This is a genomic window from Cupriavidus gilardii, assembly GCF_013347325.1.
GTDB classification, from domain to species: Bacteria; Pseudomonadota; Gammaproteobacteria; order Burkholderiales; family Burkholderiaceae; genus Cupriavidus; species Cupriavidus gilardii.
Map to the genome: position 1 here is coordinate 1,143,572 of NZ_CP054626.1, position 16,721 is coordinate 1,160,292.

Genomic DNA, 16,721 nt, shown 5'->3' on the forward strand with positions numbered 1-16,721 from the left:
GTCGCGCGACAGGACCGTGAAATACCAGATCCACCATCGCACCGTTTATCGCTATACCGAGCCGGTGATCCGCAGCGTTCACGAGCTGCGGCTGGCGCCGCGCTCCGGCCCGCTGCAGCAGGTGCACCAATGGCAGCTGTCGGTGCCGGGCAATCTGTCCGAGGCGCTCGACGGCTTCGGCAATATCGTCCATCAATTCACGCTGGCGCGGCCGGCCGACACCATCACGATCGCCGCCAGCGGCGAGGTCGAGATCACGCCCGCGGCCGATGCCGACGGCTGCTTCAGCGACGCGCCGCCGCCGGGCGAGGCGCGCGTGTCGCCGCTGTACTTTCGCAGCGGCACGCCGCTGACCAGCGCGCCGGCCGAGCTCAGCGCATTCGCCGCGCCGTATCTGGCTGCCGGCCATGAGCCGGCCGCGCTGCTCGCGCTGGCCCAGGCCATCGGCGAACGCGTGCGCTACCAGCCCAATGCCACCGATGTCGGCACCAGCGCCGCCGAGGCCTTCGCGCTCGGCGCCGGCGTCTGCCAGGACCAGGCGCAGGTGATGGTGGCCGCCTGCCGCGCCTTCGGCGTGCCGGCGCGCTACGTCAGCGGCTATTTCCACGACCCGGCCGCGACCGAGCTGGCCAGCCACGCGTGGGCCGACCTGTGCGTCGACACCGAGCGCGAGCGCTGGTGCAGCATCGACGTGACGCACGGCTGCTTCACCGATACCCGCCATATCCGCCTGGCGGTGGGGCGCGACTACCGCTCGGCGGCGCCGATCCGCGGCGTGCGCGAAGGCGGCGGCACCGAATCGCTGTCGGTGCAGATCCTGATCGAGCCGGTCTAGTCTGGCCGCGGTGCAGGGCGCGCGCGAGGAGGGCGCTAGAATGCCGGGATGCTCCCGCGCGTTCCGCCGCGCGCCATGTCACCACAATAAGACAAAGCCATGACGTACTGTGTAGCCATGCGGCTCGATGCCGGCCTGGTATTCCTGTCCGATTCGCGCACCAATGCGGGTGTCGACGCGATCTCGACCGCCCGCAAGATGACGGTGTTCGAGGAGACCGGCGACCGCGTCATGGTGCTGATGACCGCCGGCAACCTGGCCATCAGCCAGTCGATCCGCCAGATCCTGATGGAGAGCCGCGATGGCAAGCGCTCGCTGTGGACCGCGCGCGATATGTTCGAGGCCGCCTCGATCGTCGGCGACGCGGTCCGGCAGGTGCATCGCCGCGACGCCGACGCGCTGCGCGATGCCGGCATCGAGTTCAACGTCAGCCTGATCTTCGGCGGCCAGATCGGCCGCGAGCGGGTGCGGCTGTTCAATATCTATGCGGCCGGCAATTTCGTCGAGGCAACGCCGGAGAACTGCTACTTCCAGATCGGCGAGGCCAAGTACGGCAAGCCGATCATCGACCGCGTGGTGCATCCGTCGCTGCCGCTGGCGGAAGGAGCCAAGTGCGCGCTGATCTCGATGGACTCGACGCTCAAGTCCAATATCTCGGTGGGGCTGCCGCTGGACCTGCTGGTCTACGAGGCCGATTCGCTGCACGTCACGCGCTTTGCCACCATCGACGAGCGCAATCCCTATTTCTGCATGATCCGCGAGACCTGGGGCCAGCGCCTGCGTCAGGTGTTCGGAGAGATCGACAATCCGGAGTGGGACGCCGCGGCCCCGGCCGAACATCCGCTGACGCGGCAGGGCGAGGGCGACCGCTGGGGACAGCCGGTGCGGGCCCCGCGCGATCGTCCGCGCGAACCGCAGTGAACGGGATGGCGGCGCCTCGTGCAAGGCCCGGTCCGCCGCCGAAACGACACGCGAGCGCACAGTCCGGCACGCCGATTCCGCCGGTCCATCCGGCCCCGCTCATGTATAATCCCGATTTCCCCGGCAAGCTCGGTTTATGACCAAATTCGTCTTCGTCACCGGTGGCGTCGTCTCTTCCCTCGGCAAGGGCATCGCTGCCGCCTCGCTCGCGGCTATTCTCGAGTCGCGCGGCCTCAAAGTCACCCTCCTCAAGCTCGATCCCTACATCAACGTCGACCCCGGCACGATGAGCCCCTTCCAGCATGGCGAAGTATTCGTCACGGAAGACGGCGCGGAGACCGACCTCGATCTTGGCCACTACGAGCGCTTCGTCTCGGCCAAGATGCGCAAGTCGAACAACTTCACCACGGGGCAGATCTACGAATCGGTGATCCGCAAGGAGCGGCGCGGCGAATACCTGGGCAAGACCGTGCAGGTGATTCCGCATATCACCAACGAGATCCAGGCCTTCATCGAGAAGGGCGCGGCCGCGTCGCACGAAGGCAAGGCCGACGTGGCGCTGGTCGAGATCGGCGGTACCGTCGGTGACATCGAATCGCTGCCGTTCCTCGAGGCCGCCCGCCAGATGAGCCTGCGCATGGGGCGCAACCACGCGGCCTTCGTCCATCTGACGCTGGTGCCGTTCATCGCCAGCGCCGGCGAGCTCAAGACCAAGCCCACCCAGCACTCGGTGCAGAAGCTGCGCGAAATCGGCATCTCGCCGACCGCGCTGCTGTGCCGTGCCGACCGGCCGATCCCGGACGACGAACGCGCCAAGATCTCGCTGTTCGCCAATATCCCGCAGGAAGCGGTGATCTCGGTGTGGGATGTCGACAGCATCTACAAGATTCCGCAGATGCTCAACGAGCAGGGCCTGGACCGCCTGATCTGCGAGGAACTGCGCCTCGATCCCAAGCCGGCCGACCTGTCGATGTGGCAGAAGCTGGTCAACGCGCAGGAAAACCCCGAGCACGAAGTGACGATCGGCATGGTCGGCAAGTATGTCGACCTGACCGAGTCGTACAAGTCGCTGATCGAGGCGCTGCGCCACGCGGGCATGCATACCGCGACGCGCGTCAATATCGAATACATCGATTCCGAAGAACTGGAATCGGGCCACCTGGAAGTGCTCAAGCCCCTGGACGCGATCCTGGTGCCCGGCGGCTTCGGCAAGCGCGGCACCGAGGGCAAGATCCGCGCGATCCAGTACGCCCGCGAGAACAAGGTGCCATACCTGGGCATCTGCCTGGGCATGCAGCTGGCGGTGATCGAGTTCGCCCGCCATGTGGCCGGCATGCGCGACGCCAATTCGACCGAATTCAGCCTGGAAACCGAACACCCGGTGGTGGCGCTGATCACCGAATGGGTCGACCGCGACGGCAAGGTCGAGCAGCGCTCGGCCGATTCCGACCTGGGCGGCACGATGCGCCTGGGCGCGCAACGCGTGCCCGTCAAGCCGGACACCAAGGCCGCGCAGATCTACGGCGCCGAGGTCAACGAGCGGCATCGCCATCGCTACGAGGTCAACAATCACTATGTGCCGCAGCTGGAGCAGGCCGGCATGGTGATCTCGGCCCGCACACCGACCGAGAACCTGCCCGAGATGATGGAGCTGCCGGCGCAGATGCACCCGTGGTTCGTCGGCGTGCAGTTCCACCCCGAATTCACTTCGACGCCGCGCGCGGGCCATCCGCTGTTCAAGGCCTACGTCGAAGCCGCGCTGGCTGGCCAGCAGCGGCGCAAGGGCGCCTGAAGCGGCCGCATAGCAGGAGAGCAAGATGAAATTGTGTGGATTCGACGTCGGCCTGGACCGGCCGTTCTTTCTGATCGCCGGTCCCTGCGTGATCGAGTCGGAGCAGATGGCCCTCGATACGGCGGGGCAGCTGAAGGCGATCACCGGCGAGCTCGGCATTCCCTTCATCTACAAGTCCTCGTTCGACAAGGCAAACCGCTCGTCGGGCAAGTCCTTCCGCGGACTGGGCATGGAGAAGGGGCTGGAGATCCTGGCCACCGTCAAGCGCGAGATCGGCGTGCCGGTGCTGACCGACATCCACGAGATCGACGAGATCGCGCCGGTGGCGGCGGTGGTCGACGTGCTGCAGACGCCGGCCTTCCTGTGCCGGCAGACCGATTTTATCCGCGCCTGCGCGCAGAGCGGCAAGCCGGTCAATATCAAGAAGGGGCAGTTCCTGGCCCCGGGCGACATGAAGAACGTCATCGACAAGGCCCGCGACGCCGCGCGCGAAGCCGGCCTGCCCGAGGACAGCTTCATGGCCTGCGAGCGCGGCGTGTCGTTCGGCTATAACAACCTGGTGTCCGACATGCGTTCGCTGGCGATCATGCGCGAGACCGGCGCGCCGGTGGTGTTCGACGCGACCCACTCGGTGCAACTGCCGGGCGGGCAGGGCACCAGCTCGGGCGGCCAGCGCGAGTTCGTGCCCGTGCTGGCGCGCGCCGCGGTGGCGGTCGGCATCGCAGGCCTGTTCATGGAGACCCACCCGGATCCGAGCAAGGCGATGTCCGACGGCCCCAATGCCGTGCCGCTGTCGCGCATGCGCGAACTGCTGGCAGTGCTGAAGGATCTGGACGCGCTGACCAAGCGCGCCGGCTTCCTCGAAGACAATTTCGGCTGGCCGGCCTGCGCCTGAGCGCCTGCGCAACCGCCAGCCGCCCATCGTCAGCTGCAACGGCTTTCTCGCCGATCACCGATTCCGCACGTTGCCGCCGTCATCCGGCGGCAACGTTGACAACCATAAGATTCATCCTGGAGATACGCATGGCCGCCGGCTACATCATCGCCTACGTCGACGTCACTGATCCGCAGCAGTACGAGCAGTACAAGGTCCTGTCCAGCAAGGCCATGCAGGAGCACGGCGCCGAGGTGCTGGTGCGCGGCGGCCGCACGGTCCCGCTCGAAGGCGATTGGGCGCCGACGCGCGTGGTGCTGCTGAAATTCCCCAGCGTCGAGGCGGCCCAGGCCTTCCACGACGGCGAGACCTACCGCGCGGCCCGCAAGGCGCGCGAGCATGCGGCCCGGATGAACATGATCGTGGTCGAGGGCGTTTGAGCTTCGACCGGCGCGTTGCCGGACGCGGGTTTCCATCCGGAGCACGCGGCTCGGCAGCGCGATACCAGACGCGGTGCACAGTCGCAGTGCACGGACCCAAGCTTCATCAGATCTAGATCAAGAGGAATCCATGAGTGCAATCGTAGATATCATCGGTCGCGAGGTTCTCGACTCGCGCGGCAACCCGACCGTCGAATGCGACGTTCTGCTCGAATCGGGCGTGATGGGCCGCGCCGCGGTGCCGTCGGGCGCGTCGACCGGCTCGCGCGAGGCGATCGAACTGCGCGATGGCGACAAGTCGCGTTACCTGGGCAAGGGCGTGCTGAAGGCCGTCGAGCACATCAACACCGAGATCTCCGAAGCGATCATGGGCCTGGACGCCTCCGAGCAGGCCTTCCTGGACCGCACGCTGATCGATCTGGACGGCACCGAGAACAAGAGCCGCCTGGGCGCCAACGCGATGCTGGCCGTGTCGATGGCGGTCGCCAAGGCCGCCGCCGAGGAGGCCGGCCTGCCGCTGTACCGCTACTTCGGCGGTTCGGGCGCGATGCAGATGCCGGTGCCGATGATGAACATCGTCAACGGCGGCGCACACGCCAACAACAGCCTGGACATCCAGGAATTCATGATCATGCCGGTGTCGCAGAAGAGCTTCCGTGAAGCGCTGCGCTGCGGTGCCGAGGTGTTCCACGCGCTGAAGAAGATCCTGGCCGACAAGGGCATGTCGACCGCGGTCGGCGACGAAGGCGGCTTCGCGCCGAACTTCGCCTCGAACGAGGAATGCCTGAACACGATCCTGCAGGCGATCGAGAAGGCCGGCTACCGCGCCGGCGAGGACGTGCTGCTGGCTCTGGACTGCGCCTCGAGCGAGTTCTTCCGCGAAGGCGAGGACCTGTATCACCTCGAAGGCGAAGGCCTGACGCTCAATTCGACCCAGTGGGCCGACTACCTGGCCAATCTGTGCGACAAGTTCCCGATCGTGTCGATCGAGGACGGCATGGCCGAAGGCGACTGGGACGGCTGGAAGGTGCTGACCGACAAGCTCGGCAAGCGCGTGCAGCTGGTCGGCGATGACCTGTTCGTCACCAACACCAAGATCCTGAAGGAAGGCATCGAGAAGGGCATCGGCAACTCGATCCTGATCAAGATCAACCAGATCGGCACGCTGACCGAGACCTTCGCCGCGATCGAGATGGCCAAGCGCGCCGGCTACACCGCCGTGATCTCGCACCGTTCGGGCGAGACCGAGGACAGCACCATCGCCGATATCGCGGTGGGCACCAACGCCGGCCAGATCAAGACCGGCTCGCTGTCGCGTTCGGACCGTATCGCCAAGTACAACCAGCTGCTGCGCATCGAGGAAGACCTGGGCGATATCGCCAGCTACCCCGGCAAGAGCGCGTTCTACAATCTGCGCTAAGCCCGGGAGTCGGCGGGTGTGCGGCGGCCCCGGCCGCCGCGCCTCTTGCGCCCCCGCCGCCACCGCCAAGTCGTCCGATTTCTCATTGCCCATGCGCCTGATTACGCTGCTGTTGTTCGTGGTGCTGCTCGCGATCCAGTATCCCCTGTGGCTGGGCAAGGGCGGCTGGTTGCGCGTGTGGGAATTGAACAAGCAGGTCGGTGAACAGACCGCCCGCAACGAACAGCTCAAGCGCCGCAACGCCAAGCTCGAGGGCGAGGTGCTGGACCTGCAGGACGGCACCGGCGCGGTCGAGGAACGGGCGCGCTACGAGCTCGGCATGGTCAAGGACGGCGAGGTGTTCATCCAGTTCGTCGCGCCGGCCCCCAAGGTCAGCGCCACGCCGCCGCTGCCGCCGCCTCCGGCGACCAAGCCGGGTTCCGGCGGGCACTGAGCGGCCCCGGAGCGGCCATTGAGCGGCCCCGGAGCGGGCCACCGAGCAGCAGGCTCTCGCGGGCTCGGCCTTCGCATCCAGCCGTTTCACCGGCGCCCGCGTCACCAGGGCCGCTTCACCACGGCCCGCTTCACGGCCAGCGCTTCACCACCACCAGTACGGATAGCCGCCCCAGCCCCAATAGCCGGGCGACCCGATGCTGACGCCGCCGCCCCAGCGGCCGCGGCCCCATCCTCCGTAGTACAGGCTCCAGCTCGACAGCGGATACGCCGGATAGGCGTAGGTCGACGCGCGCGCCCATGCCTGCGCCTGCTGGTCGCGCGCGATCGCGGCTTCCTGCTCGCGCAGTACCTGCTTGTTCAGCGCGTCCAGCCGCTTGCGTTCCTCCGGGCTCAGCGGTGCGGCGGGTGCGCGCGAGCCGCTATCGGGCGCCAGCCGGGCGGTCGGCGGCGAACCGTTGACGTCGCGCGGCAGATTGGCGGCGCACCCCGCGGCCAGCATCAGCGGCGCGGCCAGCAATGCAACACGGATCGACGAAGGGATGGCCGGCATGATGACCTCCAGGCGGTGCGGGGAGAGCGGGCAAGACTTTGGTGACTTTGATTTTAGTGAGCGCGCAAAGTTTGCGATGGCAGCGCGCTGGCGGGGGGTTTCCCCTGTCCGCTTGCGGGAGAGGTAGGGGGAGGGCAACGGCGGTCAATATGGCACCTGGGCCTGAAACGGCTCCCTCTCCCCAACCCTCTCCCCTGAGGGGAGAGGGAGAACACCGTCCTCGCACTCAGTGCCGATGCCCCGCGCCCTCGCCGACACCCGCCGGCATCGCGGCGCCGCTGAACAACTGCGCGCAGTCGACCGGGTCGAAGCGGTACTGCTGGCCGCAGAAGTCGCAATGAATCTCGACCGAACCGCGCTCGGCGACGATGTCGTCGACCTCGGCCTGGCCCAGCGACTGCAGCATGTTGGCGACCTTGGTGCGCGAGCACGAGCAGCGGAAATGCGGCGTACCGGGTTCGAACACGCGCAGCCCAGCGTCCTGCAGATCCTCCCAGAACAGCCGCCGCAGCAGCGTATCGGGTTGCTCGGCCAGCAGTTCCTCGGTCTTCAGCGTGGCGCCGAGCTGGCAGGCCCGGTCCCAGGTATCGAGATCCTGGGCGCGGCCGTGAGCCGACAGCGGCGCGCCGGTTTCGCCGACCTGGGCGGGCGGGCGGCCGGGCCTGCCTTCCATCGTGCCGCCGTAGGACGGCAGCTTCTGCAGCAGCATGCCGGCCGCGACGCGGTCGTCGGCGGCCAGCCACAGCCGCGTGTCGAGCTGCTCCGAAGCCTGCATATAGTGCTCGAGCACGGCGCTGATCGAGCCCAGCGGTTCGTGGGCGTCGGCCAGCGGCACGATGCCCTGGTAAGGTTGCTGGCCAGGCAGCTTGTCGTGCGGGTCCAGCGTGATGGCAAAGCGTCCCTGGCCATGCACGTTGACCAGCTCGGCCAGCGTGGCATCGTCGGCGATCTCGACGCCTTCGGCCAGCTTGGCGGTGCCGCGCAGCGACAGGTCGGACAGGCATTCGACCACCAGCATCCGCACCGGTCCGTCGCCATGCAGCTGCATCACCAGCGCGCCGTTGAACTTCAGGTTGGCCGACAGCAGCGCCGCGGCGGCCATCATCTCGCCGAGCAGGCGGCGCACCGGCGCCGGATAGTGATGGCGCTCCAGCGCTTCCTGCCAGGTCGATTGCAGCCGCACCAGCTCGCCGCGCACCGGGGCGGCGTCGAACAGGAATTTCTGCAGGGTGTCCGGGGTTTGGGTTTCAGTCACGATCATCCATCGGTGGGATCGGCTGGCGCTTGGGCTCAGCCGATGCGTTTCAATTCCTTCCTGTAGACGGCCTGGCGTGCCGCATACGTGTCGGTGTTGCGGTACAGGCCCGCCACTTCCTCGTCGCTCAGTTCGCGTACCGCCTTGGCCGGGGCGCCCAGGATCAGCGTGCGATCGGGGAACACCTTGCCTTCGGTGACGATGGCGCCGGCGCCGACCAGGCATTCCTTGCCGATCACCGCGCGGTTCAGCACCACCGCCTGAATGCCGATCAGCGCGCCTTCGCCGATCGTGCAGCCGTGCAGCATGGCCTGGTGGCCGATGGTGACGCGGTCGCCGATCGTCAGCGGGCAGCCCGGGTCGGTATGCAGCACGGCGCCTTCCTGGACGTTGGTCGCTTCGCCGACGACGATCGGTTCGTTGTCGCCCCGGATCACCGCGCCCGGCCAGACGCTGGCTCGCGCCTTGAGCGTCACGTTGCCGATCACGGTGGCTTCCGCGGCCACGTAGGCGTCGGCATCGATGGAAGGGGCGGTATCGCCGAGCTGGTAAAGCGACATGAGGTCTCCTGTACGGGGTTCGTTTCTAGATGGGGATGGCGGCCGTGCCTTAAAGGGCGTGACAGCGTGCCGTTGCAGCGCTTGCCGGGCCGCACGACCGGCAAGGCAGGGCGCAGGCGCCGCGGCGGTGCCCGTGGACGGCCGTGGGCCGTGCGGCCGGCCGCTGCCGGCGGGGCTCTACAATGGCGGCAGACCGGATTTTACGCCCATGCCCGCCTACGCTGCCGAACCCGCCCCGAACCGCGATATCGCGGCGCCGAACGACCCAGGTGCGACCTCTTCGCCGCTTTCTCTGCGCCAGCGCGCGCTCGCCGTGCTGGCCGAGCCCGATCCCGCCGCCAAGGCGGCCGCGGCCCGCGCGTTGCGCGCCGCCGCACTGGACGCGGACGATGACGCCATCGGGGCCGGCCTGATGCTCGAAGCCGCCGTCCCGGTGCCCGGGCGCCCGGCGCGCCCGGAGCTGGTGCCGCCGCAGAAGGTCGAGCGGCGCGGCTCGCTGCAGAGCCCGGCGGGACGCGCGGTGCTGATCCACGCGCTGGCGCATATCGAATTCAACGCGATCAATCTGGCGCTCGATGCGGTCTGGCGCTTCGCCGGCATGCCGGCGGCGTATTACCGGGACTGGCTGCAGGTCGCCGACGAGGAGGCGCTGCATTTCACGCTGCTGGCCGCGCACCTGCGCCAGCTGGGCTTCGCCTACGGCGATTTCCCGGCGCACAACAGCCTGTGGGAAATGGCGGACCGCACCGCCGGCGACGTGCTGGCGCGCATGGCGCTGGTGCCGCGCACGCTGGAGGCGCGCGGGCTCGATGCCTCTCCGGTGGTCCGCACCCGGCTGGCCGACGCCGGCGATGCCGAGGCGGCGGCCATCATCGACATCATCCTGCGCGACGAGGTCGGCCACGTCGCGATCGGCAACCGGTGGTATCGCTGGCTGTGCGCCGAGCGGGGCCTGGACCCGGTGGCTACCTACGCCGAGCTGGCCGAGCGCCACCAGGCGCCGCGGCTGCGGCCGCCGTTCAATCTGCCGGCGCGCCGCGCGGCCGGCTTCGACGAGGACGAGCTGGCCTGGCTGACCGGCAGCGCCGGCTAGCCGTTGCCGACGGCAGCGGTCTCGGCGCGTTGGCCGCCGTTCGCACGCTGCCGCGCCGCCTCTTCCTCCTGCAGCCGCAGTACGCGGCGCTGGATCTTGCCGGTGGTGGTCATCGGCAGCTGGTCGATGAAGGCGATCGCCTTCGGGTACTCGTACGGCGCCAGCTGCCCGCGCACATGCTGCTGCAATTCGGCGACCAGCGCGGCCTCGGCCTCGGCCGAGCGCGGCATGCCCGGGGTCAGCACGATGAAGGCCTTGACGATGGCGCCGCGCTCGGGGTCCGGCGACGGCACCACCGCGCAGTTCGACACCGCCGGATGCTTGAGCAGGCAGTTCTCGATCTCGCTGGGTCCGATCCGGTAGCCCGAGGACTTGAAGACGTCGTCGGCACGCCCCTGGTACCACAGATAGCCGTCCTCATCGACGCGCGCGAGGTCGCCGGTGCGGCACCAGCGCAGGCCATCGTGCTCGAGGAATTTGCCCTCGGTGGCGGCCTCGTTCTTCCAGTAGCCAAGGAAGAACACCGGATCGGGATGGCCGTGGAGGTCGGTGGTGCAGACCGCCACCTCGCCGTCCTCGCCGGGCCGGCAGGGGCGGCCTTCGTCGTCGACCACGGCGACACGGTGGCCCGGATAGGGCCGGCCCATCGACCCCGGCCGCGCCGGCCAGCCGAGCTGGTCGTCGTCGTATTGCGCGGTGCAGTTGCCGACGATGTAGTTGATCTCGGTCTGGCCGAACATCTCGTTGACGATCACGCCGAAGGCCTCGCGGCACCAGTCGAACACCGTCTGGCCGACCGCCTCGCCCGCGCTCATCAGCGCGCGCAGCCGCAGGTCGTAGCGCTCGCGCGGGGCCGGGCAGGCCTTCATCATCTGCTTGAGCGCGGTCGGGAACAGGAAGGTGTTGGTGACGCGGTAGCGCTCCATCAGGCCGAAGGCGACCTCGGGCGAGAAGCGGCCCTGATAGCCGACGATCGGCTTGCCGAAATACAGCGCCGGCATCAGCGCGTCCCACAGCCCGCCGGTCCAGGCCCAGTCGGCGGGGCTCCAGAACACATCGTCCTCGCGCGGGTACCAGTTCTGCGAGCAGACGAAGCCGGTCAGGTTGCCGATCAGCGCGCGGTGGGGCAGCAGCGCGCCCTTGGGCGGGCCGGTGGTGCCGCTGGTGTAGATCAGCACCGCCGCCTCGTCGGCCTTGGTGCGCTCGGCGGAGAATTCGTCGGCCTGGTCCGCCAGCGCCGCATCCCAATCGCGGTCGCCCCGGCCCGCCGCGTCGCCGACGGCGATCACGGCATGCAGCGCCGGGCAGTCGCCGCGCGCGGCCAGCAGGTTGTCGATCGAGGTCTCGTCGGCGATCGCCACGCAGGCCTCGCTGTGCTGCAGCCGATAGCCCAGCGCCTCGGGGCCGAACAGCATCGACAGCGGCATCGCGATCGCGCCGAGCTGGTAGACCGCCATGTGGGCGACCACGGTCTCGATCCGCTGCGGCATCACGATCGCGACGCGGTCGCCGCGCCGAACCCCGAGCTGGCGCAGCGCGTGCGACAGCCGGTTGGCATCGCGCTGGATTTCGCCGTAGCGATGCGCGGCGCGCCGCCCGTCCTCGTGCTCGGTATGGACGGCGATGCGGTCGCGCGTGGCGGGGTCGCGCGCCCAGCGGCCGCAGCAGGCTTCGGCCAGATTGAAGTACTCGGGAACGTGCCAGCGGAAGTCGCGGTAGAGCGCGGGATAGTCGTCGCGCCGGCTGTCCGGCAGCGAGGATGCGGCCATGGTGGTCTCCGTTCTTTTCTTTGTGCCCGTGGCGTCGTGCGCCACGGAACCGGTTGGCATGCTGGCTGGCGTCGCGGACACGCTTGTGGCTACAATCGCGATAAATCGAACGAGCGTTCGATTTTCTCGCCTTCCGGAATGGCAACCATCGCCATCGACGATGGCATCGACGATCGCATCGGCGATCGCGACAACCATCGCGACAGACCGAGCCATCCGCAACCACACCACACAGCCGACAGGCAGACAGGGCAGACCATGACGATCCGCGACACATCGCGCTCCGAATGTATCACGGTGCGTGGCCTCGATTACCACGTGCGCCACTGGGGCGAACCGGGCGCGCCGAAGCTGTTCCTGCTGCATGGCTGGATGGACGTGGCCGCCTCGTTCCAGTTCCTGGTCGATGCGCTGCGCGGCCGCTGGCATGCGATCGCGCCGGACTGGCGCGGCTTCGGCCGCAGCGGCTGGCCGACCGGCCATCCGGGCACGAACTCGTACTGGTTTCCCGACTATCTGGCCGACCTCGAAGTCCTGCTCGACCACTATCAGCCCGACGGCGCGGTCGACCTGGTCGGCCACAGCATGGGCGCGAATATCGCGTGCTTCTACGCCGGCGTGCGTCCGGAGCGGGTGCGCCGCGTGGTGGACCTGGAAGGTTTCGGCATGACCGCCACGCGGCCGGAGCAGGCGCCGCGGCGGTATGCCCGCTGGCTCGACGAATTGCGCGATCCGCCGACGCTGAAGACCTACGACAGCGTCGAGGCGGTCGCGGCGAGGCTGAAGAAGACCAATCCGCGGCTGCGCGACGACCGCGCGGCGTTTCTGGCCGAACACTGGTCGCGGCGCAACGAAGCGGGCCGCTGGGAAATCCTCGGCGACCCCGCGCACAAGATGATCAACCCGGTGCTGTATCGCGTGGACGAGGCGATGGCGATCTGGGCCGCCGCGACGGCGCCGGTGCTGCATGTCGAGGCGCGCGACTCGGAGACGCTGCGCCATATCGCCCACAAGCAGAGCATCGCGGAATTCAAGCAGCGCTTCGCCGCGTTCCGCGATTTCCGCGAGGTGATCGTCGACGACGCCGGCCACATGCTGCACCACGACCAGCCCGAGGCGGTCGCGGCGCTGATCGAGTCGTTCTGCGGCTGACCTGCGCGCCAGGCCCCAGGGTCCGAGGGGCCCGGGGCCTGCCTGCCTCAATCGGTGCCGTGCGTCAGCGCCTCCTTCAGCGCGGCGTTGTTGCTGGTGTGCACGTGGACCAGTGCCTTGTCGGGGAAGGCATAGTGATAGGCGCGGCGCAACGCCAGCGCGGCCTCGTGGAAGCCCGACAGGATCAGCTTCTGCTTGTTCGGATAGAACGCGATGTCGCCGGCGGCGAAGATGCCGCGGCGCGAGCTTTCGTAGGTGATCGTATCGACCAGGATGCGGCCGGCGCGCATGTCGAGGTCCCAATGCGCGATCGGACCCGGTTCGGACACCAGGCCGTACAGCGCGACCAGTTCGTCGGCCGGCAGCGTCAGCGTGTCCTCGCGCGTGCGTACCTGCGCCGCGACCAGCGTGTCGCCCTCGGTCTGCAGCGCGCCCAGCATGCCGACGACGAACTCCATCTCGCCGGCCGCCACCGCGGCGCGCATCTCGGCCACGGTATGGTCGGCCGCGCGGAAGCCCTCGCGCCGATGCAGCAGCGTGACCCGCGCGGCGACCTTGCGCAGCGCCAGCGCCCAGTCCAGCGCCGAATCGCCGCCGCCGGCGACAATCACGCGCTTGCCGGCAAAGCGCGACACGTCGCGCACCGCATAGTGCAGGTGGCGGCCTTCCAGCGCCGCGGCTTCGGGCAGCGACACCCGCTGCGGGGCGAAGGCGCCGGCGCCGGCGCAGATCAGCACCGCGGCGACGTCGAAACGCTTGCCGGCATCGGTGGCGACCCGCAGCCGCTGCGGCTCGCCCGGCAGCTCCTGCACGCTCTCGGCACGCTGGCCGAAGTGCATCGGCACGGCGAACGGCGCGCACTGTTCCAGCAGCCGGTCGACCAGTTCCTGGGCCAGGCAGCCCGGCACGGCCGGGATGTCGTAGATCGGCTTCTCGGGATAGAGCTCGGTGCACTGGCCGCCGGCGCGGTCCAGCACATCGACGATCTCGCATTGCAGGCCCAGCACCCTGGCCTGGAAGGCGGCGAACAGGCCGACCGGGCCGGCGCCGACGATCAGCACGTCGGTGCGGACTGGCTCGGCGTTCGTTGCAGCGAGGGAGGAAGCGTCGTGGGTGGGGGAGGCCGGATGGGAGTTCTGCATGATCGGATCGTTGCGGTCGGCGTGCGCCAGGGCGGCACGCCCGCGAAGAGACTGGGGAGGCGTCCACTATACCCCGGCCCCGCCGCGCTTCCGGCTACGCCAGCGTTGCCGGCATGGCTTTGCGCGGCGCGGCACCGCCCTGCGCGGGCCACCGCGCCCCGGCCCTGCTGACCGCGAAGGCGCGGGAGTAGAATGACGGAATGCACGCTTCCCACGCCGCCTCCCACGCCATCAACGCCGACCTGCATTGCCACTCGACCATCTCGGACGGCACGCTGCCGCCCGCGGTCGTCGCCGAGCGGGCGCATGCCAACGGCGTCGAAATCTGGTCGTTGACCGACCATGACGAACTGGGCGGCCAGCTGATCGCGCGCGAGACCGCCGAGGCGCTGGGCATGCGCTATGTGCCCGGCGTCGAGATCTCGGTGACCTGGGCCGGCCAGACGGTGCACATCGTCGGCCTGCAGATCGATCCGCTGTGCCCCGAACTGATCGACGGCCTGACCGCGACGCGCTCGGGCCGTGCGCGCCGCGCGCAGGACATCGGCGAGGCGCTGCGCGCGGTCGGCATCGAGGGCGCCTACGAAGGGGCGCTGCGCTATGTCGGCAACCCGGACCTGATCTCGCGCACGCACTTTGCCCGCTGGATGGTCGACGAGGGCATCTGCGGCAGTATCTCCGAGGTGTTCGACCGCTATCTGACCGAAGGGCGGCCCGGCTATGTCGGCCATCGCTGGGCCACGCTCGGCGAGGCGGTCAAATGGATCCGCGCCGCCGGCGGCATTGCCGTGATGGCGCATCCCGGCCGCTACGACTACACCGATACGCAGCACGACGCGCTGTTCGACGAGTTCACCGCGCTTGGCGGCGGGGCCGTCGAGGTCGTGACCGGCAGCCACACGCCGGACCAGTACCGCCGCTATGCCGACGTCGCGCGGCACTACGGGCTGCTCGCCTCGCGCGGCTCCGACTTCCACGGGCCGGGCGAGGGACGCGTCGAGATCGGCACGCTGCCGCCGCTGCCGTCGTCGCTGACGCCGGTCTGGCACGACTGGTAAGCCGCCGGAGCGCGCCATGTCGCAGTACTTCGATATCCATCCGCTCGATCCGCAATCGCGGCTGATCAAGCAGGCCGCGCAGATCGTCGGCAAGGGCGGGCTGATCGCGCTGCCGACCGATTCGAGCTACGCGCTGGCCTGCCGGCTCGACGACAAGGCGGCGGTCGAGCGCCTGCGCCGGCTGCGCGGCATCGACGACAAGCACCATCTGACGCTGATGTGCCGCGACCTGTCCGAGCTCGGCAACTTTGCCCGGGTCGACAATCGCCAGTACCGCTGGATCAAGGGCGCCACGCCGGGGCCCTATGTGTTCATCCTCGAGGCCACCAAGGAGGTGCCGCGGCGGCTTTCGCATCCGGCCCGCAAGACCATCGGCGTGCGCGTGCCCGACCATGCCATTCCGCAGGCGCTGCTCAACGAACTGGGCCAGCCGATGATCAGCTCGACCTTGCAGCTGCCCGGCGATGCCGCGCCGCTGGACGAACCGCTGGAGATCCGCGAGCGCCTGCAGAAGCAGCTGGACCTGGTGATCTGCGGCGGCACCGCGCCCGCGCATGCCTGTACGGTGATCGACCTGACCAGCGGCGAACCGGTGCTGGTGCGCGCCGGGCGCGGCGATGTCGCGCGCTTCGGTCTGTGAGCGCGGCGTCCTGCCGCTGGCCGGCCCGAGCCACCCCACGCGCCCCACGCGTCTCGCGCGTCTCACGAAACGGCGTGGCATCCGGTGCCCGCCGTTACAATAGCGCCCCATGGACGCCTCTCTGATTCAGACCTTCGCGGTCTACGCGCTGCCCGTGCTGTTTGCCATCACGCTGCACGAGGCCGCGCATGGCTATGTGGCCAAGCATTTCGGCGACAACACCGCCTATATCCTCGGCCGGGTCAGCCTGAACCCGGTCCGCCATATCGATCCGATCGGCACGATCGCCGTGCCGCTGCTGCTGTATCTGGTCACCAGCGGCCAGTTCGTGTTCGGCTACGCCAAGCCGGTGCCGGTCGCCTTCGGCCGGCTGCGCAATCCGCGCTGGCACAGCATGTGGGTGGCGCTGGCCGGCCCGGGCGCGAACCTGGTGCAGGCCTTCGCCTGGGCGCTGATCGCGCTGGGCCTGGTGCTCGCGCAGGTCGACGAGCCGTTCTTCGCGCAGATGGCGCGCGCCGGCGTGCTGGTCAACCTGGTCGTGGCGGCGTTCAACCTGTTTCCGATACCCCCGCTCGATGGCGGGCGCGTGCTCAGCGCCTTGCTGCCGCAACGGATGGCGTACGCGCTGTCGAAGATCGAGCCGTACGGCATCTTCGTCGTGCTGGCGCTGGTCGCCGCCGGCGTGATCACGCGGGTCTGGATGCAGCCGGTGATGAGCCTGCTCGGCTCGCTGGTTCAACTGCTGCTCGCGCCGATCCTGGCACTGGTGCAATGATTTCCTGAAA

General features: G+C 68.8%; 17 protein-coding genes. 12 read left to right on the forward strand and 5 right to left on the reverse strand.

All coding sequences use genetic code 11. The features are described 5' to 3' along the window. Nucleotides 1-16 precede the first annotated feature (16 nt). The 7 genes from FOB47_RS15440 (at nucleotide 17) to ftsB (ending at nucleotide 6,715) form a co-directional block, all read left to right on the forward strand. A complete protein-coding gene (locus FOB47_RS15440) occupies nucleotides 17-835 on the forward strand; it encodes a transglutaminase family protein (RefSeq protein WP_053821516.1) in 819 nt (272 codons plus the stop codon). Nucleotides 836-934: 99 nt separating this feature from the next. Next, entirely contained in the window at nucleotides 935-1,756 is an 822-nt protein-coding gene (locus FOB47_RS15445; RefSeq protein ID WP_174781474.1) for a proteasome-type protease, read from the forward strand. A gap of 136 nt (nucleotides 1,757-1,892) precedes the next feature. Next, on the forward strand, nucleotides 1,893-3,548 hold the full coding sequence (locus FOB47_RS15450; protein ID WP_053821518.1) for a CTP synthase: 1,656 nt from the start codon (nucleotides 1,893-1,895) through the stop codon (nucleotides 3,546-3,548). Between the two features lie 25 nt (nucleotides 3,549-3,573). Next, nucleotides 3,574-4,443, forward strand: a complete 870-nt coding sequence (gene kdsA / locus FOB47_RS15455) for a 3-deoxy-8-phosphooctulonate synthase (RefSeq protein ID WP_053821519.1) — start codon at nucleotides 3,574-3,576, stop codon at nucleotides 4,441-4,443. A gap of 128 nt (nucleotides 4,444-4,571) precedes the next feature. Further along, complete coding sequence (locus FOB47_RS15460) at nucleotides 4,572-4,862, forward strand: DUF1330 domain-containing protein (protein ID WP_053821520.1); 291 nt, start codon at nucleotides 4,572-4,574, stop codon at nucleotides 4,860-4,862. A gap of 130 nt (nucleotides 4,863-4,992) precedes the next feature. After that, the gene (eno, locus tag FOB47_RS15465) at nucleotides 4,993-6,282 is read left to right on the forward strand and encodes a phosphopyruvate hydratase (protein ID WP_006576077.1); all 1,290 of its coding nucleotides are present in this window, start codon (nucleotides 4,993-4,995) and stop codon (nucleotides 6,280-6,282) included. 91 nt (nucleotides 6,283-6,373) lie between these two features. Beyond that, the gene (ftsB, locus tag FOB47_RS15470; RefSeq protein WP_053821521.1) at nucleotides 6,374-6,715 is read left to right on the forward strand and encodes a cell division protein FtsB; all 342 of its coding nucleotides are present in this window, start codon (nucleotides 6,374-6,376) and stop codon (nucleotides 6,713-6,715) included. Between the two features lie 144 nt (nucleotides 6,716-6,859). Here ftsB and FOB47_RS15475 read toward each other — a convergent pair whose 3' ends face one another. The 3 genes from FOB47_RS15475 to FOB47_RS15485 form a co-directional block, all read right to left on the reverse strand. Beyond that, nucleotides 6,860-7,267, reverse strand: a complete 408-nt coding sequence (locus FOB47_RS15475) for a hypothetical protein (RefSeq protein ID WP_174781475.1) — start codon at nucleotides 7,265-7,267, stop codon at nucleotides 6,860-6,862. 226 nt (nucleotides 7,268-7,493) lie between these two features. Further along, nucleotides 7,494-8,522, reverse strand: coding sequence for an Hsp33 family molecular chaperone HslO (hslO, locus tag FOB47_RS15480; RefSeq protein ID WP_174781476.1), 1,029 nt, complete (start codon nucleotides 8,520-8,522; stop codon nucleotides 7,494-7,496). A 35-nt stretch (nucleotides 8,523-8,557) separates the two neighbouring features. Then, the gene (locus FOB47_RS15485; RefSeq protein ID WP_174781477.1) at nucleotides 8,558-9,082 is read right to left on the reverse strand and encodes a gamma carbonic anhydrase family protein; all 525 of its coding nucleotides are present in this window, start codon (nucleotides 9,080-9,082) and stop codon (nucleotides 8,558-8,560) included. Between the two features lie 208 nt (nucleotides 9,083-9,290). Here FOB47_RS15485 and FOB47_RS15490 point away from each other — a divergent pair, with 208 nt between their 5' ends. Next, nucleotides 9,291-10,175 (forward strand): ferritin-like domain-containing protein, encoded by an 885-nt coding sequence (locus tag FOB47_RS15490; RefSeq protein ID WP_174781478.1) that lies wholly within the window; start codon nucleotides 9,291-9,293, stop codon nucleotides 10,173-10,175. Here the strand turns inward: FOB47_RS15490 and FOB47_RS15495 are convergent. Beyond that, nucleotides 10,172-11,944 (reverse strand): acetate--CoA ligase, encoded by a 1,773-nt coding sequence (locus FOB47_RS15495; protein WP_174781479.1) that lies wholly within the window; start codon nucleotides 11,942-11,944, stop codon nucleotides 10,172-10,174. The genes FOB47_RS15490 and FOB47_RS15495 overlap by 4 nt on opposite strands. A 258-nt stretch (nucleotides 11,945-12,202) precedes the next feature. On the opposite strand from FOB47_RS15495, the gene FOB47_RS15500 reads away from it, so the two are divergent. Further along, a complete protein-coding gene (locus FOB47_RS15500; RefSeq protein WP_174782450.1) occupies nucleotides 12,203-13,096 on the forward strand; it encodes an alpha/beta fold hydrolase in 894 nt (297 codons plus the stop codon). Between the two features lie 47 nt (nucleotides 13,097-13,143). On the opposite strand, the gene FOB47_RS15505 is transcribed toward FOB47_RS15500, so the two are convergent. Further along, nucleotides 13,144-14,238, reverse strand: coding sequence for an NAD(P)/FAD-dependent oxidoreductase (locus tag FOB47_RS15505; protein WP_174781480.1), 1,095 nt, complete (start codon nucleotides 14,236-14,238; stop codon nucleotides 13,144-13,146). A 200-nt stretch (nucleotides 14,239-14,438) separates the two neighbouring features. Here FOB47_RS15505 and FOB47_RS15510 point away from each other — a divergent pair, with 200 nt between their 5' ends. From FOB47_RS15510 to FOB47_RS15520, 3 genes are all read left to right on the forward strand, one after another. Beyond that, nucleotides 14,439-15,296, forward strand: coding sequence for a 3',5'-nucleoside bisphosphate phosphatase (locus FOB47_RS15510; RefSeq protein WP_053821525.1), 858 nt, complete (start codon nucleotides 14,439-14,441; stop codon nucleotides 15,294-15,296). A 16-nt stretch (nucleotides 15,297-15,312) separates the two neighbouring features. Further along, complete coding sequence (locus FOB47_RS15515; RefSeq protein ID WP_053821526.1) at nucleotides 15,313-15,936, forward strand: L-threonylcarbamoyladenylate synthase; 624 nt, start codon at nucleotides 15,313-15,315, stop codon at nucleotides 15,934-15,936. Nucleotides 15,937-16,045: 109 nt separating this feature from the next. Continuing rightward, on the forward strand, nucleotides 16,046-16,711 hold the full coding sequence (locus FOB47_RS15520; RefSeq protein WP_006579093.1) for a site-2 protease family protein: 666 nt from the start codon (nucleotides 16,046-16,048) through the stop codon (nucleotides 16,709-16,711). Nucleotides 16,712-16,721: the final 10 nt, after the last annotated feature.